General features: G+C 50.1%; 18 protein-coding genes. 11 read left to right on the forward strand and 7 right to left on the reverse strand.

All coding sequences use genetic code 11. The features are described 5' to 3' along the window. Positions 1 to 11: 11 nt before the first annotated feature. Positions 12 to 1,196 (forward strand): hypothetical protein, encoded by a 1,185-nt coding sequence (locus ACJJH9_RS01400; RefSeq protein ID WP_444924042.1) that lies wholly within the window; start codon positions 12 to 14, stop codon positions 1,194 to 1,196. Positions 1,197 to 1,265: 69 nt separating this feature from the next. Here the strand turns inward: ACJJH9_RS01400 and ACJJH9_RS01405 are convergent, their stop codons facing one another. Then, positions 1,266 to 1,859, reverse strand: a complete 594-nt coding sequence (locus ACJJH9_RS01405) for a TetR/AcrR family transcriptional regulator (protein ID WP_444924043.1) — start codon at positions 1,857 to 1,859, stop codon at positions 1,266 to 1,268. Between the two features lie 352 nt (positions 1,860 to 2,211). Here ACJJH9_RS01405 and ACJJH9_RS01410 point away from each other — a divergent pair, with 352 nt between their 5' ends. From ACJJH9_RS01410 to ACJJH9_RS01435, 6 genes are all read left to right on the forward strand, one after another. Further along, positions 2,212 to 2,508: a hypothetical protein gene (locus ACJJH9_RS01410; protein WP_413663518.1), complete on the forward strand. Its 297-nt coding sequence runs from the start codon at positions 2,212 to 2,214 to the stop codon at positions 2,506 to 2,508. Positions 2,509 to 2,568: 60 nt separating this feature from the next. Further along, positions 2,569 to 2,880 carry a cupin domain-containing protein gene (locus ACJJH9_RS01415; protein ID WP_444911629.1) on the forward strand — a complete coding sequence of 104 codons (312 nt, stop codon included), beginning with the start codon at positions 2,569 to 2,571 and terminating at the stop codon, positions 2,878 to 2,880. A 410-nt stretch (positions 2,881 to 3,290) separates the two neighbouring features. After that, on the forward strand, positions 3,291 to 3,599 hold the full coding sequence (locus ACJJH9_RS01420; protein WP_444882937.1) for a DUF1272 domain-containing protein: 309 nt from the start codon (positions 3,291 to 3,293) through the stop codon (positions 3,597 to 3,599). Positions 3,600 to 3,826: 227 nt separating this feature from the next. Then, positions 3,827 to 4,789 (forward strand): glucokinase, encoded by a 963-nt coding sequence (gene glk / locus ACJJH9_RS01425; protein WP_444924044.1) that lies wholly within the window; start codon positions 3,827 to 3,829, stop codon positions 4,787 to 4,789. Positions 4,790 to 5,103: 314 nt separating this feature from the next. Next, positions 5,104 to 7,968 carry a TonB-dependent receptor gene (locus tag ACJJH9_RS01430; protein WP_444924045.1) on the forward strand — a complete coding sequence of 955 codons (2,865 nt, stop codon included), beginning with the start codon at positions 5,104 to 5,106 and terminating at the stop codon, positions 7,966 to 7,968. Positions 7,969 to 8,101: 133 nt separating this feature from the next. Next, positions 8,102 to 9,646 (forward strand): tryptophan halogenase family protein, encoded by a 1,545-nt coding sequence (locus tag ACJJH9_RS01435; RefSeq protein WP_444924046.1) that lies wholly within the window; start codon positions 8,102 to 8,104, stop codon positions 9,644 to 9,646. Positions 9,647 to 9,712: 66 nt separating this feature from the next. Here the strand turns inward: ACJJH9_RS01435 and ACJJH9_RS01440 are convergent, their stop codons facing one another. The 5 genes from ACJJH9_RS01440 to ACJJH9_RS01460 form a co-directional block, all read right to left on the reverse strand. After that, entirely contained in the window at positions 9,713 to 10,012 is a 300-nt protein-coding gene (locus tag ACJJH9_RS01440; RefSeq protein ID WP_444924047.1) for a hypothetical protein, read from the reverse strand. A gap of 64 nt (positions 10,013 to 10,076) precedes the next feature. Then, positions 10,077 to 11,903: a VCBS domain-containing protein gene (locus ACJJH9_RS01445; RefSeq protein WP_444924048.1), complete on the reverse strand. Its 1,827-nt coding sequence runs from the start codon at positions 11,901 to 11,903 to the stop codon at positions 10,077 to 10,079. A gap of 312 nt (positions 11,904 to 12,215) precedes the next feature. After that, positions 12,216 to 14,399, reverse strand: a complete 2,184-nt coding sequence (locus tag ACJJH9_RS01450; protein ID WP_444924049.1) for a hypothetical protein — start codon at positions 14,397 to 14,399, stop codon at positions 12,216 to 12,218. Between the two features lie 3 nt (positions 14,400 to 14,402). Then, complete coding sequence (locus ACJJH9_RS01455) at positions 14,403 to 16,400, reverse strand: DUF3857 domain-containing transglutaminase family protein (protein WP_444924050.1); 1,998 nt, start codon at positions 16,398 to 16,400, stop codon at positions 14,403 to 14,405. A 323-nt stretch (positions 16,401 to 16,723) separates the two neighbouring features. Next, positions 16,724 to 17,578, reverse strand: a complete 855-nt coding sequence (locus ACJJH9_RS01460) for a DUF3014 domain-containing protein (RefSeq protein WP_444924051.1) — start codon at positions 17,576 to 17,578, stop codon at positions 16,724 to 16,726. Positions 17,579 to 17,858: 280 nt separating this feature from the next. Between ACJJH9_RS01460 and ACJJH9_RS01465 the strand changes: the two genes are divergently transcribed. Next, positions 17,859 to 19,505 (forward strand): alpha-amylase family glycosyl hydrolase, encoded by a 1,647-nt coding sequence (locus ACJJH9_RS01465; protein ID WP_444924052.1) that lies wholly within the window; start codon positions 17,859 to 17,861, stop codon positions 19,503 to 19,505. Positions 19,506 to 19,584: 79 nt separating this feature from the next. Here the strand turns inward: ACJJH9_RS01465 and ACJJH9_RS01470 are convergent, their stop codons facing one another. Beyond that, complete coding sequence (locus ACJJH9_RS01470) at positions 19,585 to 20,427, reverse strand: universal stress protein (protein ID WP_252083498.1); 843 nt, start codon at positions 20,425 to 20,427, stop codon at positions 19,585 to 19,587. A gap of 315 nt (positions 20,428 to 20,742) precedes the next feature. On the opposite strand from ACJJH9_RS01470, the gene ACJJH9_RS01475 reads away from it, so the two are divergent. Genes ACJJH9_RS01475 through ACJJH9_RS01485 form a run of 3 tightly spaced genes read left to right on the forward strand, consistent with a single transcriptional unit; the run spans position 20,743 to position 23,602 of the window. Next, the gene (locus ACJJH9_RS01475) at positions 20,743 to 21,465 is read left to right on the forward strand and encodes a thermostable hemolysin (RefSeq protein ID WP_444882927.1); all 723 of its coding nucleotides are present in this window, start codon (positions 20,743 to 20,745) and stop codon (positions 21,463 to 21,465) included. Continuing rightward, positions 21,456 to 22,934 carry an AMP-binding protein gene (locus ACJJH9_RS01480; protein ID WP_444924053.1) on the forward strand — a complete coding sequence of 493 codons (1,479 nt, stop codon included), beginning with the start codon at positions 21,456 to 21,458 and terminating at the stop codon, positions 22,932 to 22,934. Before ACJJH9_RS01475 ends, ACJJH9_RS01480 begins: the two co-directional genes overlap by 10 nt. After that, positions 22,931 to 23,602 carry an iron-containing redox enzyme family protein gene (locus tag ACJJH9_RS01485; protein WP_444924054.1) on the forward strand — a complete coding sequence of 224 codons (672 nt, stop codon included), beginning with the start codon at positions 22,931 to 22,933 and terminating at the stop codon, positions 23,600 to 23,602. Before ACJJH9_RS01480 ends, ACJJH9_RS01485 begins: the two co-directional genes overlap by 4 nt. Position 23,603 lies beyond the last annotated feature (1 nt).

Below are 23,603 nucleotides of genomic sequence, written 5' to 3' on the forward strand. Positions count from 1 at the left end.
GGATTGCGCCCATGGTTAACCGAAAAATACTCACTTTGTTGCCACTATTGGCGGCGCTGAGTCATGCGGCTGGAGCAGATGAGTTGAGCGGTTATGCGGGCCTGGAGGCCCGCGCATTCACCGCAGACCCTTTGGATTCAGCACAAAGTGATGCCGGTCTTTCTGCGTCTTTAAATCTCGAGTACTACCGGGATTTTGACGATGGAAGCCAGCGTGTTGTGGCCAGTGTCTTTGGGCGCTGGGATAGTGAGGATAACGATCGCAATCACGCGGATCTCGGCGAGCTTTACTGGTGGAAAGCTTACGATAATTTCGAGCTTTACGCCGGGGTGCGCAAAGTATTTTGGGGAGTTACTGAAACCGTGCATTTGGTGGATGTGATTAACCAGGATGATGCGTTGGAAAATATCGATGGTGAAGACAAGCTTGGCCAACCCATGATTAACCTCCTGATGGAGCGTGATTGGGGAACACTGGAGGTGTACGGTTTACTGGGTTTTCGCGAGCGTCAGTTTGCTGGCCGGGAAGGGCGATTGCGTGCGCCGCTGCCGGTGGATGAGGACGCTGCGGTCTATCAATCTGATCGGGAGGAGAAGCATATAGATTGGGCCTTGCGTTACAGCCATGTACTTGGAGATTGGGACCTGGGCCTCAGCCATTTTTCCGGCACTAATCGGGATCCATTATTATTGCTTACGGAAGATGGCTTGCTTGCGCCTTACTATGCACAGATCGATCAGACAGGTGTGGACATCCAAACTACCCGTGGAGATTGGTTGTGGAAGTTTGAAGCTATTTCATTTAAACCTCGCGGTGAAGGGCGCCAGACAGCGGCTGTCGGCGGTTTCGAATATACATTTTATGGTATTGGCGAAACGGTCTCAGATCTTGGGGTATTAATGGAGTATCAATTTGATGATCGTACCGGACCTTGGTCTACGGCTAGTCAAAATGACATTGCGATAGGGGCGCGATACGCTCTAAATAATACTCAGGATACGGAGCTTTTATTTGCCGTAAGTACCGATTTGGATAACGGTAGTCGTTTTTCCAATCTGGAACTGACCCACCGACTAAATGACCGCTGGTTAATGGAAGCGGAAGCGCGATTTTTCGGTAATGCCAATGAAGAAGACCCTACCTACAATTTGCGCAACGACGACTATTTTCAGTTGGAATTACGTCGCTATTTTTAAAAGTTAATTCTCACAGGAATACCCCCATTCCCACCCCAAAGAGGCAAGAAGTTTTGGGGTGGGCTTTTTTTAGGGAAGTGTATACTGGTCCAGAATTGTGGATAGCTGTTGGTAACTGTTTTTGCCTGCTGTGGTACTGCCCGTGCCTTTATTCAGAGCCACTACGCCTCGGCTTACCGCCATAACCATCGCGGCGAGGGCGGCACAATCGACACCGGCTTGCAATTGGCCATCGTCAATAGCCTTTTGCATACGGGTTTCGATCCGGTTCAGCATATCATTGGTACCCTTGGCTACCAGGTCAGCGAGAAACCCTTCACTGGCACCCACCTCCATTGCTGCCATAGTAGCGATACAGCCTTCAGGAGTTTCAGAACTCTCCATACCTGACTGAAGCATTTCCAGGAAGCCGCCCATAGCTGTGCGGAAGTCCGGGTGGTTCAAGGTATCCATAGCATCGCAGGCATATTGGGTGTGGAAATGTTTCAGGCAGCGGCCATACAACCCTTCCTTGCTTTGGAAGGTGTTGTAGATACTGGATTTATTCAGTCCCATGGCCGATTCAAGATCCGACAAGGAAGTTGCTTTGTAGCCTTTTTCCCAGAAAACGCGCATGGCCTTGTCTAGTACTTGTGACTCATCGAACTGCTTGCGCCCACTCATTTATCGTTACCAAACCTCAAAAAAATGATAGTGACACATCAACCTGGGGTGGGCAAGACGAGAGGGGGAGAGTCTCGAAATTATAGGGTTAAATAGGTTTTGGCATGAAAAGTCCAGCGGATTTACCGGTCCATGAATAGGTGGTCAGATTATTTTGTGCAAAGGCCTGGTGCTGACTAATGGGCCCCTTTTAACTGGTTGCTCAAAGTCTCTGCTTTAAGTGACCAGCTCGTCTTAACCTTTGCTTGCTGTGGCCCCGAGGTGGAGTCAGGGCTACCTGCGTGCGGTTCCTAAAAATAGATATTTAACCTATGATTTCGGCTGCGAATGAATAGAGAAGGATTAGGAAATTATGGGTATTTTTGATAAAGCCAAGGAACTCGGTGAAAGGGTCAATGAGTCCGTAACCGCTTTTAGCAGTGATGAAGTAATAGCCAATACCGTTATCAAAGCGGTTGAGAAACAGGAGAAGGTGAATGCCATTCTTAAAGCCAGGGGATGCAATTATCGTGTTGCGGACATCGATCTGGGGATGGGAATTCCACCAACGGTGACTTTTGGGGTGAGGCGAGTTGATGAGCTGGCAGAAAAAAAGGCTGATGAAAATGGCGTCATGACTTCCCCTGCGCCTGAAGAATCCGCCTTATAGTTACCGACTCTCTAAATGATGGTTCCGGAAATTTTATAAAGCGATATTGGAATAAACATTATGAAAATAGTGCGTAGCAGAGATTTTACCGGTAGTAAGCCCTGGGAATCGCAACTTATCGCAAATATGAACGGGATTACCACTAAACTTCATTGGACTAATAAACCTTATATTTGGCATATCAATGATGGTCAGGAAGTCTTCGCTGTTCTCGATGGTCATGTAGAAATGTTTTACAAAGTGGCAGGTAGAACCGAATCGGAACTTCTTGGACCTGGTGATATATTCCACGCTTCTGAGGGCACGGAACATGTAGCTCATCCTGTTGGTGAGGCTCGTATTCTGGTTGTGGAATCTGAGGGGAGTGTTTAGGTAAATCTTTTTATTTCTAAAAAAACACATTTTACCAAAAATTATTCTTGATTATGTGTGACTGTGATTAGTCCTTGCGATGTTAATTGCCTAGGTCGGGAAGCGAAAGATTAACTGCTGTGTATTCCGTTCCGCACGTATATGACGGATTATGACGACTTATTGTCATTTTCATACCATTATTTTTGCAAAATTTGCGATAACATTGGCGGTTTTCTTTGAGCGTTCTTATTTGTCCCGGTTGGGAAAGCAGTCTGTATTTTTTGCAAAAAAAGGGTGGTTTTTTCTTTGCCTGATATGACGAAATATGAATCACCTAAAAATTTCGTATTGGTAAATTTATCCACATAAACAGTAAGTAATGAAAACGATTATTGTCAAAAATTTCTAGCTAATAAAGGGAGTCTAGAATGCTGGAATTAAGACCGAATTGTGAGAGTTGCGATAAAGATCTCCCCCCTAATTCTGTAGAGGCGATGATTTGCACTTATGAGTGTACCTTTTGCAAGGCCTGTGTTGAGGAGATTTTGAGCAATGTCTGTCCCAATTGTGGAGGTGGATTTTGCCCTCGTCCGGTACGGCCGCAAGTGGCGAGACGCCAAGGGGTGGGGATTCAATTTCAGCCTGCATCGCAAAAGCGGGTTTTGAGTCGCTACAGTAAAGAGGAGATGCGAGATTTTGCTGCATCGCTGAAGGCGGTAGCCCCAGAGGCGCGCTAAAGATTTGCTTAAACTTAAATAAGCTCTTTCCTGTGACCAATCAAAAGCTTGCAGTCTAATTATTGTGGTTACTCGGTATTTTACTGCAAATATGTCAGAGGCTCTCTGGGTTAACCGGTTTCTTTTTGGGTTGAATGGTCCGGTAGGAATACTTTTGGGACTGGCAATATCTTCTCTGACACCGTAACTTATATTCCTTTTTTTTGGGGATCTGAACAGGGATAACTATGACGAGTATCGTAGCGGATATCGGCGGCACCAACGCCCGTTTTGCGATAGCCAAGCCAATTGCAGAGGGCTATCAGCTAGAGGGGCTGAAAGTAGTGGACTGCAAACGCTTTGAAGGATTTGATTCTGCGTTGCAGCATTGGCTCGATAGCCTCGATCAGCCCAGGCCAGAGAAAGTGTGTATTGCTGCTGCAGGCCCGCTGGAGAAGACTCCCTCTGGAAAGCGCGTTTATATGACCAACCTGGGCTGGAGCATTGATGCAAAGGCCCTGGCCGAGGAATTTCAGTTCCCCCATCTGGAGCTGATTAATGATTTTGCCGCGCTGGCTCAGTCACTACCGCGCCTGTCCAGTAGCGATTATACCGTGCTGAGGGATGTGCCTCGTCCACAGGGTGCGCCGATGGTAGTACTGGGTCCGGGAACCGGCCTTGGCGTGGCAGGCCTAGCCGAGGCAGATGGCCGCTATCATGTGCTTGCAGGCGAGGGTGGCCATGCCAACCTGACAGTATCCACTGAACGCGAACTGCAACTTCTACAGATCCTGATGAAGAGCCGGTGTCCGGTTTTTAATGAGTGGGTTCTTTCTGGCAGCGGATTGGTGAACCTTTACCGAGCCGTGTGTGAGTTAAATGGCCGTACTCCTGAGGCACTGACACCGCCGGATGTGAGCGCCCGTGGCCTGGATAATACCGATCCTATGTGTCGTGAAACCCTGCTGGATTTCCTCAATTTCCTTGGCAGTGCCGCGGGAGATGCTGCGCTGTATATGGGGGCTCGTGGTGGTGTTTTCCTGGGAGGGGGCATCCTGCCTCGGATCGCTGAGCTACTGCCAGAAAGTGAGTTCGAACAGCGCTTCCTTAACAAGGGTCGGGTTGCACCGTGGCTGGAAGCCGTGCCGGTATATGCCTTGAATGCTGGTTACCAAGCTCTAATCGGTGCTGCGGTGCAGTTAGAAGGCTGATTTGCCTATTTTGCCCCTGAAAAGAGGAGATCAACGATTTCGGGGGCGCTACAAAAATAGTTGAGAGGATACTCAGGACCCCCTTACCCCTGGCCTCCAGGAGGTTTCACAGTGTTGAAGCTATAAATCCCTTTTTCGCCTTTCCTGTCAGGTATCTTTTACGTTAACTCTATCGCGTACAATTAAGCGGCATAGCCGCGTGACAGCAGTCACAGTTTCTCCCACCTCCTCCCCCCTCAGGGGAGGATGTTATGGATTAGGGGCCGCCCTAGGATGCAGGGTCTCAACATAACGATAAGTCCAGGGAGAAGATGATGAGTCTATCCAATAAAGGTAAAGGGGTGCTCAGACCCACTTTGCTATCTGCTGCCATCGCGGCCTCCGTGTCCACCTCGGTTGGGGCCTATGCGCAGGAGCAGGAAACACTGGAAGAAGTAACAGTTACCGGTATTCGCACCAGCGTTTTGGACTCCGTTGAAGCCAAGCGCGCCGCCGATGTTGTGGCCGATGTGGTAGATGCGGGCGCTCTGTCATCTCTTCCCGACCAATCAATCGCCGATGCCTTGGGCCGCTTGCCCGGCGTAACCACCGTGCGATCCAACGGTCAGTCCTCACAGCTAAATATCCGCGGTATGAACGGCGACTTCCTGCAGACCACCCTGAATGGTCGTGAGCAGGCCTCTACCAGTGGATATACCGAAAGTACTCGCTGGATATCTTTTGACCAGTACCCAGCTGAGCTGATTAATCAGGCAGCGGTCTACAAGACTCCGAAAGCTTCTCATATCGAAGGTGGTGTAGCGGGCTCTGTAGAGCTGAAAACAGCCAATCCTCTCGACGCCGATAAAGAACACAACTTTAATGCCAATGTGCGTATGTCGTTTAACGACGCAGCAGACGATGTCGGTGCCGACGAATTCGGTGAGCGCGTCACGCTGTCGTACATGGGTAAATTTATGGATGACAAGGTGGGCGTAGTCCTGGGTTATTCCCACCTCGAACAGCCAAATAACTTTACCAAAGCGCGTGCAGGTGCTGACCAGCAGTTGGGTTATGATTCCACAGTTGATTACGATGGTGATGGTGTAACAGATGCTTTGCCACAAGCCTTTCAATGGCAAGCTGGAAATGGCTCGGATACCCGTAAAGGTTATTTAGCGAGTGTTGTTCTCCAACCTACTGATAACTTCAAAGCGCAGTTGGATTACTTTAAGTCTGACTTTGAGCGTAAGGATACTCGTCACGGTATTACTGTTGGCGGCCTATCTAAGATAAACACTTATACCCTATCCGATACCGAAGTAAATGGCGGTGTGGTTACCGATGGTACGGTAAGCATTACCGACCCAAAAACAGTTTACGATTCCAGCCCCTGGTTTGAATCCCGTTCTGAGGATCAATCCACCCAGGCGGACAGCGATAGTATTGGCTTGAATTTGGAGTGGAATTTGGGTGACCGCCACACCCTGGCCGTTGACTACTCCTACAGCAAGGGTACCAAGACGCGCAAGGACCGGATTGTGTCCATGCACGCTTACGACCTGACCTACGCTGACGACGGTAGCTTAGAGACCTGGGAGGAAGCTGCTGGTCAAAGCTTTGCCTATTCCCTTAATGGCGAAGGTATTCCCTCAGGCGTTTTCTCCGGTGTAGATTTCACCGATCTGGATACCATGCGTTTGTCGCGCTACGAAGAATACCCCCACGAGTACACCGATAAGGTTGAAGCCTTCAAGCTGGATTACAAGTTCGATTTAGAGTGGCGAGCCATTGCCTCTATTGAGGCAGGATTCCGTGTCTCTGAGCGCACATTTGACTCTGAGCGAGGGGCCTTCCTTTATGGTAGCCGCGATGGTCAATTCAATGACTACTGTGCGGACAACCTGTCCGATATAGACTGTGCCCCTCAGCGGCTTGATGGTTACGTAAGTGTTGAATCCTCTTTTGGACTTTCACAGCTTGTAGTCAACGATATGGATGCTTTGGCTTCCAGTATTTTTGGTGCTGGGAACTATGAAGGTAAGAAGGTGTTTAGCCGAGACTGGACATTTGTAGAGTCCGGCGCTGTTACCGAAGAGATCTTTGCCTATTACCTGATGGCCAATATCGATACACAGCTGGGTAGCATTCCGGTTACCGGTAACTTTGGTGTTCGAGTTGTTGAGACAGATGTTAAATCAAAAGGCATTCAACAAATTGGTGATGGGCTTGGTGTCGAAATTACCGATGATGTCGGTGTGACAAGCTCCAACTATGACTATGTTGAGTATGGTCCTGAATACACTGATACCCTGCCTTCGCTTAACTTAAATTTCGAGCTGACCGAGCAGGACTATATTCGCTTTGCAGCAGCTAAGGTTATGGGGCGCCCTCCAGTAGCCCAATTGAAGGGCGGTGCTGGTTCCTGGGTTAGCGTAAATGATAAGACTCGTGCAGAAGAGTATAACGTGTGGACCAAGGGCTCTCCCTACCTTGATCCTTTCCGTGCGAATCAAATTGATTTGGCTTACGAGCATTACTTCGAAGATGGTGGAGCGGTAACAGCGGCTTTATTCTGGAAAGATATTAAGAGCTTGGTAGAGAAGCAGAATATTTATCTAGATAGCCAAGCAGAGCGCAGTGCTTTGTTTGACTCTTTAGGAATAATTATTCCCGGTGGGCTGGAAGCGGGTGAGTTCCAGACTTACGTTAATAATGATAAAGGCGGTTATATTCGCGGTATCGAGCTGGCGGGAACCAAAACCTTTGACCAGCTGCCAGGGATTTTTTCCGGTTTGGGAATGACTGCCAGTTACTCTTACACAGAGAGTGAAACAGAAATTACTGGTGGAAACTTCTATGGTGAGACATTGCCATTGCCCGGGTTGTCCGAAAACGTGTGGAGTACCACAGTATTTTGGGATATTGGTAACTTCAGTAGTCACGTAAATGTGCGTTATCGAGATGAGTTTATCCTGAATATGCCGATACCGGGAGGTTCTACTCCGGCTTTAGCTGAGGCGTACACTACCGTTGATGCTCAGATATCCTATGCATTTGATAATGGTATTGATGTAATTTTCTCTGCGAGCAATCTCACTGACGAAGCGGATGTTAAATCCTACGGCGTCGATGGCACCCTTGGTGAATACAGTGAATTTGGGCGTCAGTTCTACCTCGGCTTGAACTACAGCTATTAAGCACTGCTGATTTTTCGGCGTAAAACCGGAAATGCAATAAGAAGACCGCCCGATGAGCCAAGCTTACCGGGCGTTTTTTTTGGAAACTGAAACGTCTACTTTTCGGTGTCGCGCGAAATAATTGAGAGTTTTCATGAATAATAAAAATAAGAAAGTAGTTATTCTTGGCGGGGGTACTGCTGGTTGGATAACCGCCAATCTGATGGCGACCCATTGGCAGGATAAAGGGTTTGAAATCACCCTGGTGGAGTCACCGGATATTGGGATTATCGGTGTGGGGGAGGGGTCAACTCCGCCGCTAAAAGGTTTTATGGAAACTATAGGGGTTAGCGAATCGGAGTGGATGCCTGCCTGTAACGCTACTTACAAAGTCGGAATTACTTTTAGGGATTGGTCGGTTAAGCCGGGCTTTACCGAATATGTTCACCCCTTTGTCGGCCAGCCTGACCAATTTACTATCCCGGTATTTTTTCATAATAGTTACTTGCGCAGGAAGGGCGTTGACTTGGAGGGGCACCCGGACCACTTCTTTCTGGCCACTGAGATGATTCGGCAAAAATTATCCCCGGTCGCGCCAGAAAACTTCCCTTTTGAAATTGCCTATGGCTACCATTTTGATTCTGGTTTATTGGGCCAGTTCCTGCGGCGTGTTGCCGAAAAAAAAGGGGTTCGCTATAAGGTGGCGACAGTGGCTGGCGCCATGCTCGATGCACAGGGGAATATTGATCACCTGAAAACTACTGATGGTGAGGTTCTCAAAGCGGATCTGTATGCGGACAGTTCCGGCTTCCGTGGAAATCTTATACAACAATCCCTGAAAGTTCCTTTTATCAGTAGCGCTGAGAGTCTGTTCAATGATTCTGCGGTTGTATTTGCTACAGACCAGGAAAGGGAGTATGCACCGCACACTATTTCTACTGCGATGAAATATGGCTGGGCCTGGAAAATCCCGCTGACTAATCGCAATGGCAACGGATATGTTTACAGCTCTCGCTTTGTCGACGATGACAAGGCAGAAACTGAATTTCGCGCTCACTTGGGGTTGTTGGACAGTGATGTCGAGGCGCGTAGATTAAAGTTCAAGGTTGGACGGGTTACTCAACACTGGGCCAAGAACTGCCTGGCGGTGGGGCTCTCCCAAGGCTTTATTGAGCCTTTGGAGGCAACGGCACTTGATATGGTTCAGGAAACCGTGGTGCGCTTTATAGAGGCCTATAACAATGGTGATCATACAGATAAGTATAGGGATGACTTTAATAATCGTATCAGCGCTCGTTTTGATGCGGTGCGGGACTATATCGTCTGTCACTACCGTATTAGTTCGAGAACAGATACGGATTATTGGATTGCCAATGGCACTAATGAAAAAATATCTCCCTCCCTGCGTTCAATCTTGATGTCCTGGATGGCAGGCAAGAATATTACTGATGAACTGCTGGACCAAAAACTAGATGTCTATTTCCCGAATGTATCCTGGAATTGCCTGTTGACTGGCAAGGGAATTTACCCGGGGCGGGAACAGTTGCGCCCAGGCAATAGCCTGGCAAATAAATATAAAATTGAAGATATTTTGGAGTTTAATCGGCGATGTGCATTGAATTTTAAATCGCACCAGGAAAGACTACAGGAATTACGAGATCAAAAAGAGTTTGTGTTTAGCTTATTTGGAAGTGGATAATGACGCCTAATGTATAGGTGGGAGTGAGCCGGATAGCTTATGGTGCCGATCCGGCTCTCAAGAGCTTTACTCTTCTACTCTTTCCTCTAATTTCTTGGTTTCTCTCAAGTGCAGCATACGCTTGCTATCTTGCTCACCACGGATTTTCACCCGATCACCAGATTTCATGCCCCTACGTTTTACCTCTTCGGCATCTATAAAGTAGTAGTTGCCAGTGGTCTCATCTTTTAAGCTGAAGCGACGCTCCACTTTTCCAGTTTTAAAGTCCTCAGAGATAATCTCTTGCAGGGTGCCAGTGACAACCTCCTCGGCTTGGGAGAAAACACTAAAAGTAATACCTAGGGCGAAAGTTAAAGCCTTATGCATGAAGGGTACCTTTGTATTGCAGTTGCTTTTGATATTTTCAATTCCAAAATCCTTTACAGGACTACTAATTGTTGTAACTAACAGATACTACAGCGGATTTATTTGACGTATTATTGGATTTATAAGTAATGGTCAGGCCTGCGCTGGTATCCTTAAAGGAGTCACCGACTTTCTCAAGTATTTTGACATAGGATGAATCTATATCATTCAAATAATGAATGGATACTGAATTATCATAGTAAGCTCTTGGATTTAGAGTGTTATGAGCAACATGATAATTTACATAGTAATATGCCTGCCCATTTTTGCTCCCATTACTTTGTACTTTTAACTGCTGGGGTAATGTTCCGGTAAGTTCTCCTGCAGTAAGTTCTATAGCTTGAATCTCTATATCTTGGGAACTGCCTGCTACTTGATTGATAGTAGTACTATAATCTGGGAATAGTTTGTACCAGCCCATGACCTCTCTGTGAGGACTGCCAAACAGACGGGATTTGGGCCAGTTACCCATAAATGAGCCCGCTGTACCATACTCATCCTCGGGTCTACCATCATTATTTTCGTCCAAGCCTGCGTGACCGAGTCCAATGTTATGACCTAGTTCGTGTCCCATTAGAGCTTGATCAGTACGTGCGGCAACTATACTCCAGGCCCCAAAAGACCAGTCTTCACCAACAGAGGCAATACCTGCACCGATTAAATTGGCATCCTCGGCTTCAGAGGGATAGATATATACCTGATGATCCCAATCACGGAGATTCAGTGGTTTGCCATTGTCATCTACTAAATTATCCTTGGCCCATTGTTGAGCCTTGTCTCTCCAGGTGAAGCCACCATCGGTGTACTCGCCTCCTTGGCTTTTGCGCGCCAAAACAGAGGCGATACTTAAAGTGCCGCCATTTTGCGAATCTGGAATATTATAAGTAATACAGTCTATAGAGCTTTCTTCTACACCATCCTGACCATAGCAGTAATGCGATAAACTTTTCTTCTCGATCCGATGTCTCTGAAATTTTAGCTGCCCCTGCGAGTTTTGTAGATAGACCTTATCGAGCGAGTCGGCCTTATTGAAGGTCATGTCTGCAATTTCAGAAACACCTGCTTCTCTAGTAGCGAGTGCATCAGAAAAGTTCATAAAAACAAAAACAATACTATTTTCTTTTGAGTTGACTGTAGCTATAGAAAAGTTCACAGAATGCTCTGTGTTATCACTCAATTTAAATTTGATGGTGTCTTCTCTGGTCTCCCCCGCCTTTAGATTTGTTGCGTTGTTATTTAGGGAATATAGCCAACTGCCATCGGTACTAAGAGTAAATTCACCATATTCCCCATTGATAGTTCCCGCCACAAATTTGGGAGTGTTACCATCCACATCTTCCAGTACTAAATTACCCGAGGCCCGTTCTTTATTATTGACGACTAATGTACTGAGTGGCAGGCTGGGGCTGAAAGAGTAAGGGTCGTCATACCCGGTAATCTGAATGTTAACTTTAGTGGTTTCACTACCACCACCAACACCAACACCCACTGTAAATGCATCTGTAACTTTCTCATTGGCATTTAAGGGATCGGCAAGTGCACTATCCAGAGTGTAAGTCCAGCTACCATTTTCCGATATGGTCAAGTTGCCATAGGTGCCTTTAAGATTAGCTTTTTCAAAAGATTGATTGCCATTGGCACTGTCAATCAGTTTACCACTAGTAGAGATACTGGTGTTTTCAATAACATTACCTTCACCACCTTCAATTTTGCCAATAGTGGTTCCAGTAGTAGTTCCAGAATTGTTGCTCCCACTGCTACTGGAGTCACTATTACTACCTCCTCCACCACCGCAGGCAGAAAGAAAGGCAGTTAAGCTGATTGTTGAAAATATTTTAAGCGATGTATTCATATTGCTCTCGAATCTTGATTGTAATTTTCGCAGGATTATAGGGCGGGTATTTTCTTATTCTGTGAATTCAGAGGAATATTTGAGGTTTCTTTGGGGGAGTATGATTTGGGCAAATACTAAATATTAATAGTGTGAATAAATTGCCTGTTACTCAGTGAAATATAATTCTGTTTTGAGCGTGTGACCACGCATTTAATTGGATTGCTGTGCAATAAACATGCAACATTTCTCTTGAGTGTCAACAATGTCCTAAAAAGGAGGAGAAGCGACCAAACTATATATGGCCGCTTTTTCTAGATGTGTTTTGGATGACTATTCTTCAGTAGATAAGAGACTTATTAACTCTGCGACTTCTATCTGATTGCAATATTGTGATTTCTGACACTTTTGCAAAGTCGTTTTTATGGTTTTGTTGCCACTTTGTTCTGTGGCCAATTTTAAATAATGCAGGGCCATTTTAAGGTCATAATTTGTGATCTCTCCCGCACTATATGCTTTGGCCAGTTTTAGGGAGGCGCCGGTATGCCCAAGCTCGGAAGCGCTTCGGTAATGACTTAGGGCTCGTTCACTGTTGGCGGCTACGCCTAGTCCTTTCTCATACATGCGCCCCTGATTATAGAAACCATACTTAGAGTTATGTTTAGAGGCGCGCTCAAACCATGCTAGTGCTTCAGCATAATTCAGCTGATCCGTATCTTGAGAAAGATATAAAAGCCCGAGGGCATTCATTGCATCGACAGAACCTGCTTCGGCGGCTTGCGTCAGGTAAGTCTTAGCCTGCTGTAGATCTTGGCCCACTCCCTGACCATTTTGGTAGAGTAAACCAAGATTGTAGCTGGCTCTTGTGGATCCCTGGCTTGCGGCATATTGGTAGATTTTAGCTGCGCGCTGGTAATCCTGTTTAACACCCACACCTAGAGCGGAGGCATAACCTAGGTTGGTTACACAATCGAGATTGTTTACTTTTGCACAGAGGGCATACCAGCCATAGGCACGATCGTGATCGGTTCGTACAATTTTTCCTCTGGAGTTGAATAGACCCATACGTAATTGTGCAGGCAAGTGCCAACGAAGGGCTGCTGCTTCGATGTCTTTCAGCGCAGAAAGTGCATCTTGTGGTTGTTGGTAGAGACCATTTTCTTTAATTTTTCCCCTTAGATATAAGGCTGCGGGAAAGCCGGCCTCTGCGGATTGTTGTAGAAAATACATGCCTTGATGGCTTTGATTTTCGTCTGCCACTTCAAGCAGGTACTTGCCATAGTAATACTGCGCTGGAGGATAGTTTTCTTTAGCCGCCTGGCTGATCAGGTTTGTGAAAATTTTCTGTTGCCCAGGCTTATCTTTTAGGTGGGTGCCCGCCTGCTCTAGTAGTGCCGGGGCATAGCCTTGCTTTGCGGAAAGCTGCAGGTAATGTGCTGCCAAGTCAGCTCTTGGCATATCGTATTGATCAGATGCTAATAGCAAGGCCATTGCGTACTCGGCTTCGCCCCGTTGTAGGGTTTCCGCTGCGCTTGCCAATAACTGGCTGGTCAACTCCGTGTCTACTTCTATTCCCAGGCCGATGGTAGTGATATAGGCAAGCATAATTTTGCCTTCCTGCAGCCCCAGGTCTGCGGCGGCAACAAAGAGTTGTGCGCATTCATCCACTGCGAACTTTGTACTGTTACCCTCAAGGCACAAATTACCAAGGCTGATATTGGCAGTGAGCGAGCCCATGCCAATGGCTTTCAAGTAGGTTTGTTCGGCCTGCTGGAAATTCCCTTCGGCTTCTTGAACCTGGCCTACAGCGTGTAGAGCAGAGTAGTCAGAATCTGCCAGAGGTAGCAGTATATTTTTATATAGGGCATCGGAGAGACCCGCGAATGGGTATTGGATATCGAGCAAGCGATGTAGAAAACGGTTATTGTCAAAATAAATTTTTCGGACTTTTCCGTTATTGGGGTCTCGTATATTGTAAACCCGGTATAGACCACTGCGACTCGCGGCAAATTCAAAATAGCTATCGAGTATTTCAAAACCGGAAATATTGAGTAGGTCTTCGGCATCGCCCCAGCTGGCCACTTCATAAGCGCTATAGTAAGTATCACCTCTGCGCGTTGACAGTATTCCTCTGGCAATAAAATTAAAAATATTTTGGTGGTAGCTGGCGAGTTCGTCATTACCAATGGACTCATAGCACTCTGTGGCACTCAGGTGCGGCAGCAGAGAAATACTATTGAGCTGGGTAACTTCTTGCCAATTTACCTCTGCACAGCTTTTTTGGCCTGTCTCTAGCGCAGTCATTTCTGCCTGGTAACGCCCCTGCGCTTCTAGTGAATTGAGAGATTGAGGAGACTTTAGGTACTCGCTCCAATAAATGGGGTATTGCACAGATTCGGGTGCGAGTACCACTTGTCGGGTCAAGTCCTGTAAGGGATCGACCGGTGTATGTATTGTTGATTGTGAGGCACAGGAGGCCAGCAGTAATAGAGTGAGAACAAAAAGCAGCTTCTTCATGGCTTACTTCCTGATCAAAGATTTAATCAGGTTTTTCATTTCCTGGCTCTTATTGCGATTGGAAGAAGCTTCCCCTTTGGCCCAGAATTTATATTGCAGCGCTCTGTCGAGCTTATTGAACTCGGCTAAATATTCAGGCACCTCCTGTGGCTCTACATGATCGACTTTGGATTTAAAGTTGTAGACCACCTGGAGGGCACTGTTCTCCAGTTTGGCGCTGCGAGTGAAGTTGAACCAGGAATTATCGATCGTGGTTATGCCCAATTCCTCCTGCCAGAGCAACTCCCCTTGAATATTCACCCTTGCACTCTGCTGAATATCCACGGGGTGTGTCAGGGCCAGCGGGCTCTGACGAATGGGGTGCTGAGGCTTGGATAAATAGGGTACCAAGGCGGAACCATACAGGGAAAATATCTTACGTGCGGAACTTATCTGGGCAAAGTCACCAATTTGATAGTGCTCGGATACCACTAGCTGGTTTTCCTGTAGGCTGTCTTTGTAGGTGATCTCGGGGCTGGTGTTCACTCCCGGATAATATCCGGCAATAAAATTGGTGTAGCTATTTTTGATTTGCTCTGTGTCTGCAGAGAGGAAGAACTGGCGCACCTGCTCTGCTTTACGATGAGAGAAGCGGGAGTTTACCTGGAGCTCCGCACGATTTTCTGCCGCATTGATATCGTATTGTTCTTCGATACGAGCACTTAGATTGGCAACACTTTCCGAGCTTGGGTTTACGGTTTTTAGCGCGTTAGTATGCTTTGCAATAGGGAGTGCCAATTCATAGTTGAAAAAGCCTTTGCTCTCTATATCAATCCCCTGGCCTGAAGCCGTGGCATCCACCCAGTATTCCCGGTCATTCAGTTCGATCAGGTTTATCACATGGTTAAAAGTCTCCGGGGAGGGAATATCCTTGCCGATATCCCGCCCGCGGGAGGAGGACACGAGGGCGGGATAGGATTGTACCCCCAAGTGGGCGAGCATACTGGTCAGCAGTAGGGCCTTATCTTTACAGTCCCCGTAGCGTTTCTCCAGAGTTTCCTGGGGTGTTCTGGGTTGGTGGGAATTGATACCCAGTTCAATGCCAAAATAGCGAATATCTTCCTGTACATACTCAATCGCCTTGCTGACTGCCGCCTCCAACCCCAGCTGCGCTCGCCAGTTATCCAGTTTGTTTTTTAATGACTCCGGTAGTGTGCGATCGATCTGATAAAGGTTCTGGGCCCAGTCATTAACCTGTCCCCAGTTGTCATAGCTGGAGTATTGGAAATAATTGAGCGGATCGTGCCAATATGGATATTCACTTTCCATCGGCACTCCGGCCACATCGCGCAGATCGATGGTATAGGTGTGATTGTCCTGCAGGTGACTTTGCTGGACAGAATATTCGCGCTTGTTAAATCGGTAATTGAGCTTCTTGTCGCTGCTAATTTTTACAAAACGACGATCTACTGCCTGGGGCCAGGAGAGGTACAAACGGCCAAAATCACTACGGGCAAAAATCGGGTTGCTGCCCTCAATGGTATAGGCGTAGCTGATAATATCGCCGGGGCGAATATCTTCCAGTATATACAGCGCGTTCCATTGTTCGGAGTAGAGTTTATTGGAGAGTTCCTGCTCAGACTGGAAAAGCTTGAAACCATCCTTTTGCAAGCGATCTAGATGCTCACCGTTACGCTGTACACTGATATCGTGCACCTGCAGCCTTTGGAAGGCCGGATAGAAACTGAAGTTCAGCTCGGCAATTTCACTGACCCCCTGCTGATTCAGGGGTTCGACCACGATCTGAAAGTAATACTGTTGCTCTTTTCCCCTGTGGCGAAGCTGGGAGTTGGATAGGTGCACCCGCACACTGCCTTGCGAGGGGCGTTTTGACTCTACTGGTTCTAATATTTCCACCCACTCGGGAGTAGTACTGAACAAGAGTTCTGGGGCTGCCTGTGCGAGTGAGGTGACAAGGATTAGTGCGGCGGCCAGCAGCTGGCCGGGGAAGCGATATTTCAAGGTGAGCCTCAATAGTTTTGCAATGGGCGCTAATAAGCCCTGATTAGGATACCGAGGGAGCTAAAGCTGAAATGCAGGTAATTACCGGTTGGCCCCAGCAAACCGGTAGCTCCTCCTGAGCTTCTCGAGCGCTGCCTGTAAATCTTGGAACAGCGCTGGGTGACGGTACTCCGTTAACCGCCAAGTGTGCCGGTAAATATACCCTATGCCCGAGACAGAATATATTGAGTAAGAGGTTGGTCTGTGTGGGGGTATAAACGACGAAGTGGAAGAGTCGGTATCACCGAGCCCTTCTCTGTAAAGGCCCGGTGATCTTTGAGAGATTATTGGGACTGTTCTGGCTGCTGAACCGGCATGGCCTCCAATTTTTGCCTCAGTTCCTTGAGTTTTTCCTTCACTCGCGCGGCATTATCCGGGCCCATGCGAATCATTAATTTTTGTACACCGGGCAGTTTTTCAAGCTTGGGATCGGCAAACTTAAAGTAGACCGATGGGCGCACCAGCTTGATAGGACCTTCAACTTCAGGGGCTGCCAGTACCTTATCGATGGCTTCAATCACCACCTGGTGAAAGGTTTTATTGCGCATGCCCAACTCGCCATAGGCCTGCGCCAAGCGCGGATACCAGTACTGGTAAAGGCCCACTGCGGTATCGGTATCTATTGAGGCGAACAGTCGCACAGGCTTATCGTAGCGACGGTAATTGTCCGGCGACAATTGGTAGCCCTCTATCGAGGAGCCGGTAACAACAATAGGGCCGCGTATGGTTTTCAGTGGGCGGTGCTTGTGGATCAGGTTTCCTCGCGCACCGGAGTTGACCGCAGCCACCCATTTGCGAATCACCTCATCGTTTACCAACCAGCGCGACAGGGCGTTGTCTGGGGCCAGGCTCATCAGGTCGTCATAAGCGGCCTTGTCGCTCTCATTGAGTGGAGGCGGTGGTTCCCTGCTGGGCTCTTCCACCGGAGCGGGTTCCTGAGGTTCAGGCGTGGTGGGCTGCTCCTGGGGTTGCTCCAGAGTTTCTGGCTCCGGGGTGCTTTGGGGTTCTTCAATAATTTTGGTAGGGGGAACTTCTTTCTTTTTTTCCTCGCCAGTCCACAGCCAATAGGCTGCCGCGGCGACGACGATCACCACAATAATTCCGATGATCCACCCATGCCTAGACTGTTGTTCCGACATTCCCTGCCTCCTTTTGCTGCTATCAGAATGTGACCCTTTGACCACGGCAAAGCCCTTCGGTTTCTCCGTGGTGTCTGGGTTTTACCTTACTCTCCGCCGCAGCCGGTCGCAAAGGGGATTTGCTTCGCTTTTTGCCTATTGCGAAAATCCTGTGCGTCTGCTGTTTGCGAAAGTGACGAAAACAAGTACTGGCTACGCCCCCACTTGGGAGGATGTAGGAATCCCATTGCCGATTAGAGTTGGCTGGTGAAAATGTGCGCGGCGAATAAGTGAGAGAGCAATGGTTAAATTTACCAGCTTATTAATAGGTCTGTTTCTGGGAGCTGTTCAGGCAGCGGCGGCCGAGGGGCCAATTGATCCCTTTTGGCGTAACGCTACCATCTATTTTATGTTGCCGGACCGCTTTTATAACGGCGATAAGGGCAATGACTTTCCCTACGGGCGCAAGGATGACGGGGCCCATCTGCGCGGATTCGCCGGTGGCGATCTGCGCGGGGTGATCGAAAAAATTAAGGCGGGCTATTTCAACGATCTGGGAGTAGATGCTATCTGGATGTCTCCGGTCATTGAGAATATCCACGGTCACAATGACTCTGACAAGCGCACCTATGCCTTCCACGGCTACTGGCCCAAAGACTGGACCGCAGTGGATGCCAACTTTGGCACTGAGGCCGAGTTAGCGGAGCTGATAGAGGCCGCGCATAAGCGCGGTATTCGTGTGTTACTTGATGTGATTCTCAACCACACCGGCCCGATAACCGCAAAGGACCCGGAGTGGCCCGCTAGCTGGTTGCGCAAAGGCACGCAGTGCGATTGGTCTGATTACGCCGGCAATGTGGAGTGCGCGATCCACGCCAACCTCACCGATATCCTTACCGAGAGCGATAAGCCCGTGGCACTGCCGCCGCAGCTTGTGGATAAGTGGCAGCGCGAGGGCCGCCTGCAGCAGGAGCTGAGCGAGCTGGATGCATTTTTCGCACGTACCGGCTATCCGCGCGCGCCCAAGTATTACCTGATCAAGTGGCTGACCGATTGGGTGCGGGAATACGGTGTGGATGGCTTTCGTGTGGATACGGTAAAACATGTCGAGCCCGAAGCTTGGGCAATTCTGAAAAAAGAGGCGGATCTGGCTCTGGCTGAGTGGAAAGCAAAACATCCACAGCAAAAACTCGATGATCGCGATTTCTTTATGCTGGGTGAGGTTTATCACTTTGGTGTGAATAATTATGGTCCCACCGTTGGCCGTGTTTACGATTACAGCGATCAACAAGTGGATTTTTACCAGTATGGTTTCGATAGTTTGATCAACTTCGATTTTGCCCAGGTGGCCGGCGAGCCCGCGGAGAAAATTTTCTCCAGTTATTCCAGCGCATTGAATTCTGGTGCGTTAAAGGACTTGGGGGTGCTCAATTATCTGGGCTCTCACGACGACCACCACTCCTTCGATCGCGAGCGCCAACAGACCCGCATTGCCGCCAGTAAACTGATGCTGGCACCGGGGGCGGTGCAAATTTATTACGGTGATGAGCTGGCGCGCCCCATGACCGATGCCCGCGCTTTTGGCGATGCGGCCATGCGCAGCCCCATGAATTGGGGTGACCTGAAAAAAGCTGAAACCCGTGCGCTGCTCACCCATTGGCAGAAGCTCGGTCAGTTCCGCCGCGCACACCCCGCCCTGGGCGCTGGTGTGCACAAGAAACTCGCCGATAAACCCTACACCTTTGCTCGCACTTTAGCCGGGGAGCAGCCGGTGGTGGTGGCAATGGAGCTGCCCCGTGGGGAGAAGCGTATTTCTGTAAAAGGTGTGTTTACCGATGGTACGGTGTTAACAGATTACTATTCCGGTGAGCTTGCAAAAGTTGAGGGTGGCAGTGTGACTTTTAATACCGATGGGGATCTGTTGCTGCTTTCAGCTAAATCAAAGTAGTCCTGGTTTTTAACCGGCTCGAGAAAGAAAAAGCCCAGCAAATGATTGCCGGGCTTTTCGCAGAAGTTTCGAAAGGAATTTACACTTCCGTGTTGGTGAACTGGTTGCACACCATCACATCCACGTCCAACTGGCCGATCACCCGCTCGGCGGTATTGCCGCGCAACAGCGAGCCGGTTTCACCGAACTGGTTGAGAGTGCCCATTACCACCAAATCCGCATCAACTTCTTTAGCCACCGCTTCCACTACATCGCTGGTATAGCCCTGCTTCACATGAATACGGTGCGTGGGTACGCCGGTTTTATCGGCGAGCTTGGCCAGTGCGCCGCGATCTGGGTAGCGCATGGAGTCCAGATAGGCATTTACCAGGTGCAGCTCGGCGCCGTAGTGGCCGGCAATATAGGTGGCGCGCTCACTGATCTGGCGGTTTAGCTGGCGCTGTTCCAGGGTCTTCGCCTGATAGTTGACGGTGGCCAGCACCACTTTGCGCTCGGCCTTGGCGCCGGGGCGAATCAGTACCACCGGGCAGCGTGCGGTTTTCAGCACTCGCCATTTGGATTCAGCGAAGGTAAAGCGGCGGCTGGATTTCTTGTGCACTGGCAGGTAGATCATTTCCGCATCGCAGCGCTTGGCCTCCTGCACAATGGCCGCCTGCCAGTCGCTGGACCAGCACACAGTAATCTCGCAGGAGAGACCGGCCTCGGAGATAGGTTCGCGGATCTGCTCGCGGAACCAGGATTCATCGCGGAATAGGTGGTCGTTCACTGCGCGGGTATCTACTGCTTCGCCATCCACCGCGACAAACACTGCCAAGCGGGGCTGGGGCTTGCGCCCGCGGGAAGTGGTCAGGGCGCGTTCCAGGGCCACATGTCTGTCATCGTTGGGGTCCACGACCACGAATACGGTGTTTTGCTGCTCCATCTTTCCTCCAGATCAATGGGTCTTTCTGGTCCCTGCCTTATGCAGTTGACTCCTGGGTCTAAGTTATCACGGAGAGGCTCTGGCGCGGGGAATTTGTCGTCTCAATACGAGGAAAAGCGCGCCAGATAGGCCTTGCTAGCGGCGCATGATGAAGTAAAGGAGAAAGTCCGTATTGAGCCAGATCAAGACCTGCCGCCGGTTTGGCAAGCACTGACTGGGGGAGGGATACATGGCGAGTTTTTCCAGCGTTTCTTAAGTTTGCCTTAATTTTGTCTCCGTAGACTCTCGCCGTGACACTCCCAAAGAGGGTTTTCAATGGCGCTACAAAGACATTATCAATACCTGGACCAGAGTGCGTTGCCCAAGCGCAGGCTGCGGCGGCGCAAACTGGATTTCGATCTGACCCGTATAGGGCAGGCAGGCCACAGCCGGGTGCAGGGATTTATCGCGCAGAAGTTTGCCGATACCTATGGTGCGCAGGTGAACCAGTTTGCCCCGCTATTGTTATCCGCCTGGCAGGAGAGCGCGTTCAGTAGTGCCCTCGGGCTACGCCGCGCCGATAGCGGATCTCTATTCCTGGAACAGTATCTCGACCATCCGGTGGAACAGGAGATTGCCGCCTTCAGTGGGGGCTCGGTAAAACGCACGGAGATTGTCGAAATCGGCAATTTGATCTCTACCAGCCGCGGTGGCAGCCAGATGCTGTTCCTAATGTTGTTTGAATTATTTGCCGCCGCCGGTGTGCATTGGGCCATTTATACCGCGACTGCGGAAGTGCGTGGCCTATTGCAGAAATTAGTGGGTCGGCAGACGGTTTTATGTGAAGCAGACGGCCGGCGTCTGGGGGATAACCTGGACGAGTGGGGTCGTTATTACGAGTCGGCCCCGGCGGTGACCGCCATCGATATGGTCGCCGAGCACCGCGCCCTGCTGGCAAATCCTCGCACCCGCGAGACTCTGCTGGCCTGTCGCCCTTCGGCACAGGCCATGTCGCCTGTGCTCACAACCTCGGCGGGAGGGGCCAATCTATGCAACTGATAGATCAAATTCGCCAGCAGGCTGTGAATCACCCCGAACAGCTGGCGCTGCGGGGCGAGGAGTGCACATTCAGCTATGGGCAGCTGCTGGCGGCCGCCGAGGAAATCGCCGAGGACCTGCAGGCGCGCGATATCCGCATACTGGGGCTCTACGCCGACAATGGTCCCAATTGGTTGTTGGTGGATCTGGCCTGCCAGATAGCGCAGATCACATTGGTACCGCTGCCAGTTTTCTTTTCCCAGCAGCAGCTGACACATACCCTGCGCGTGAGTGGCATGCAGGCCCTGTTGAGCGATAGCTGCGAACGCTTTACCGCGCTCGAAATGGTGGGGCAGGCGCGGGCTGAGTTGGCCGGTATGGCCCTGATCGATATCCATGCGGAAGCGACAGCGGCGCTGCCGGAACACACTGCCAAAATTACTTTTACCTCTGGCTCTACCGGCACGCCGCGCGGTGTCTGCCTGTCAGCCCGAACCCAGTTCACCACCGCCAATGTACTGGCACGGCAACTGCAGCCTCAGGGCAACCGTGTGCACCTGTGCCTGCTGCCTCTGGCCACCCTGCTGGAAAACGTGGCCGGGGCTTACAGTAGCTGGCTGCGTGGTGGTGAGGTGGTGGTGCCGACTACGGCGCGTCTGGGCCTCAGTGGCAGCTCGGGGCTGGATGTAGCCCAGCTGGCGAGCTGTATTGATGAGTATCGTCCCCACAGCGTGATCCTACTGCCGCAGATGCTGAAAGCGCTGCTGGAACACAGTGAGCGCAACGGCTGGCAGCCACCGAGCGCACTGCGCTTTGTCGCCGTGGGTGGCGGTAAGGTCTCGGACCGGCTGTTGTTGCAGGCGCGCAGTCTTGGCCTGCCGGTTTATGAAGGCTACGGCTTGTCCGAATGTGGCTCGGTGGTTGCGCTGAACGTGCCCGGCGCCGATCGCCCAGGCAGTGTGGGGAGGCCCTTGTCTCACTGTGATATCGCCATTCGCGATGGCGAGGTGATGGTGCGTGGTCCCCGCTACCTGGGTTACCTGGATAGTGCCGAGGGTGGTGAAAGCCAGTGGCTCGCCACCGGTGATTTGGGTGAGTTAGACGCAGAAGGGTTTCTGCACATCACCGGGCGCTGCAAGAACATCCTGATCAGCGCTTTTGGGCGCAATATCTCGCCGGAGTGGATTGAGAGCGAGGTACTTCTGGAGCCGATAGTGCAACAGTGCGTGGTGGTCGGCGACGCTCGTCCCCACTGTGCCGCCCTGATTTTTGCACGCCCCGGCAGCAGCCGTGAGCAGCTCGACAGCTGGTTGCAGGCGGTGAATCGCAAATTGCCGGATTACGCCCAGGTGCGCACCTGGACCGCACTGCCGGCGCCATTAACGTTTGCCGAAGGCCTGCTCACCGCCAATGGCCGCCCGCGCCGCGATCGTATCGCCGCGCAGTTCCAAAATTCTATCGATAGCCTTTATGGAGGTATCTCCTCATGAGTTTTTACAATCTTCTTGAACAGCAAACTGCCGACGCCCGCCAGTCTCTGATGGAGGTACCTTTTATCCAGCGCGCCGCACGGGGTGAGATTGCCTTGCAGGAATATGTGGCCTTCCTCACTCAGGCCTATCACCATGTCAAGCACACGGTGCCTCTGCTGATGGCCTGTGGTAGTCGCCTGACTCAGCAACAGGAATGGTTGCGCGAGGCGGTTGCGGAATATATCGAGGAGGAAACCGGTCACCAGGAGTGGGTGCTCAACGATATTGCCGCCTGTGGCGGCGATGCGGAAGCGGTGCGCAACGGCCGCCCCAACCTGAGTACCGAACTGATGGTGTCCTACGCCTATGACAATATCGCCCGCGGCAACCCTCTCAGCTTTTTCGGCATGGTGCATGTGCTTGAAGGCACCAGTACCGCCGTGGCCACTAAAGCCGCGCGCGCCATTCAGAAAACCCACGGACTGCCAAACAAAGCGTTCAGTTATCTGCTCTCTCACGGCGATCTGGATATTGGCCATGTGGACTTCTTCAAGGGGCTGATGAATCGTATCGATAATCCCGATGACCAGGCCGCGATCCTACACTGTTCGCGGGTTATGTACCGCCTGTATGGGGATATTTTCCGCGAACTGGACAACCCCTTTGACGTGCAGGAGGCCGCTTGAT

The organism is Microbulbifer mixtoriginis (SeqCode), from assembly GCF_052466715.1.

Bases quoted from the DNA above. Each gene is read 5' to 3' on its own strand.
- ACJJH9_RS01400 (WP_444924042.1), top strand. From the start codon at position 12: ATGGTTAACCGAAAAATACTCACTTTGTTGCCACTATTGGCGGCGCTG.
- ACJJH9_RS01405 (WP_444924043.1), bottom strand. From the start codon at position 1,859: ATGAGTGGGCGCAAGCAGTTCGATGAGTCACAAGTACTAGACAAGGCC.
- ACJJH9_RS01410 (WP_413663518.1), top strand. From the start codon at position 2,212: ATGGGTATTTTTGATAAAGCCAAGGAACTCGGTGAAAGGGTCAATGAG.
- ACJJH9_RS01415 (WP_444911629.1), top strand. From the start codon at position 2,569: ATGAAAATAGTGCGTAGCAGAGATTTTACCGGTAGTAAGCCCTGGGAA.
- ACJJH9_RS01420 (WP_444882937.1), top strand. From the start codon at position 3,291: ATGCTGGAATTAAGACCGAATTGTGAGAGTTGCGATAAAGATCTCCCC.
- glk (WP_444924044.1), top strand. From the start codon at position 3,827: ATGACGAGTATCGTAGCGGATATCGGCGGCACCAACGCCCGTTTTGCG.
- ACJJH9_RS01430 (WP_444924045.1), top strand. From the start codon at position 5,104: ATGAGTCTATCCAATAAAGGTAAAGGGGTGCTCAGACCCACTTTGCTA.
- ACJJH9_RS01435 (WP_444924046.1), top strand. From the start codon at position 8,102: ATGAATAATAAAAATAAGAAAGTAGTTATTCTTGGCGGGGGTACTGCT.
- ACJJH9_RS01440 (WP_444924047.1), bottom strand. From the start codon at position 10,012: ATGCATAAGGCTTTAACTTTCGCCCTAGGTATTACTTTTAGTGTTTTC.
- ACJJH9_RS01445 (WP_444924048.1), bottom strand. From the start codon at position 11,903: ATGAATACATCGCTTAAAATATTTTCAACAATCAGCTTAACTGCCTTT.
- ACJJH9_RS01450 (WP_444924049.1), bottom strand. From the start codon at position 14,399: ATGAAGAAGCTGCTTTTTGTTCTCACTCTATTACTGCTGGCCTCCTGT.
- ACJJH9_RS01460 (WP_444924051.1), bottom strand. From the start codon at position 17,578: ATGTCGGAACAACAGTCTAGGCATGGGTGGATCATCGGAATTATTGTG.
- ACJJH9_RS01465 (WP_444924052.1), top strand. From the start codon at position 17,859: ATGGTTAAATTTACCAGCTTATTAATAGGTCTGTTTCTGGGAGCTGTT.
- ACJJH9_RS01470 (WP_252083498.1), bottom strand. From the start codon at position 20,427: ATGGAGCAGCAAAACACCGTATTCGTGGTCGTGGACCCCAACGATGAC.
- ACJJH9_RS01475 (WP_444882927.1), top strand. From the start codon at position 20,743: ATGGCGCTACAAAGACATTATCAATACCTGGACCAGAGTGCGTTGCCC.
- ACJJH9_RS01480 (WP_444924053.1), top strand. From the start codon at position 21,456: ATGCAACTGATAGATCAAATTCGCCAGCAGGCTGTGAATCACCCCGAA.
- ACJJH9_RS01485 (WP_444924054.1), top strand. From the start codon at position 22,931: ATGAGTTTTTACAATCTTCTTGAACAGCAAACTGCCGACGCCCGCCAG.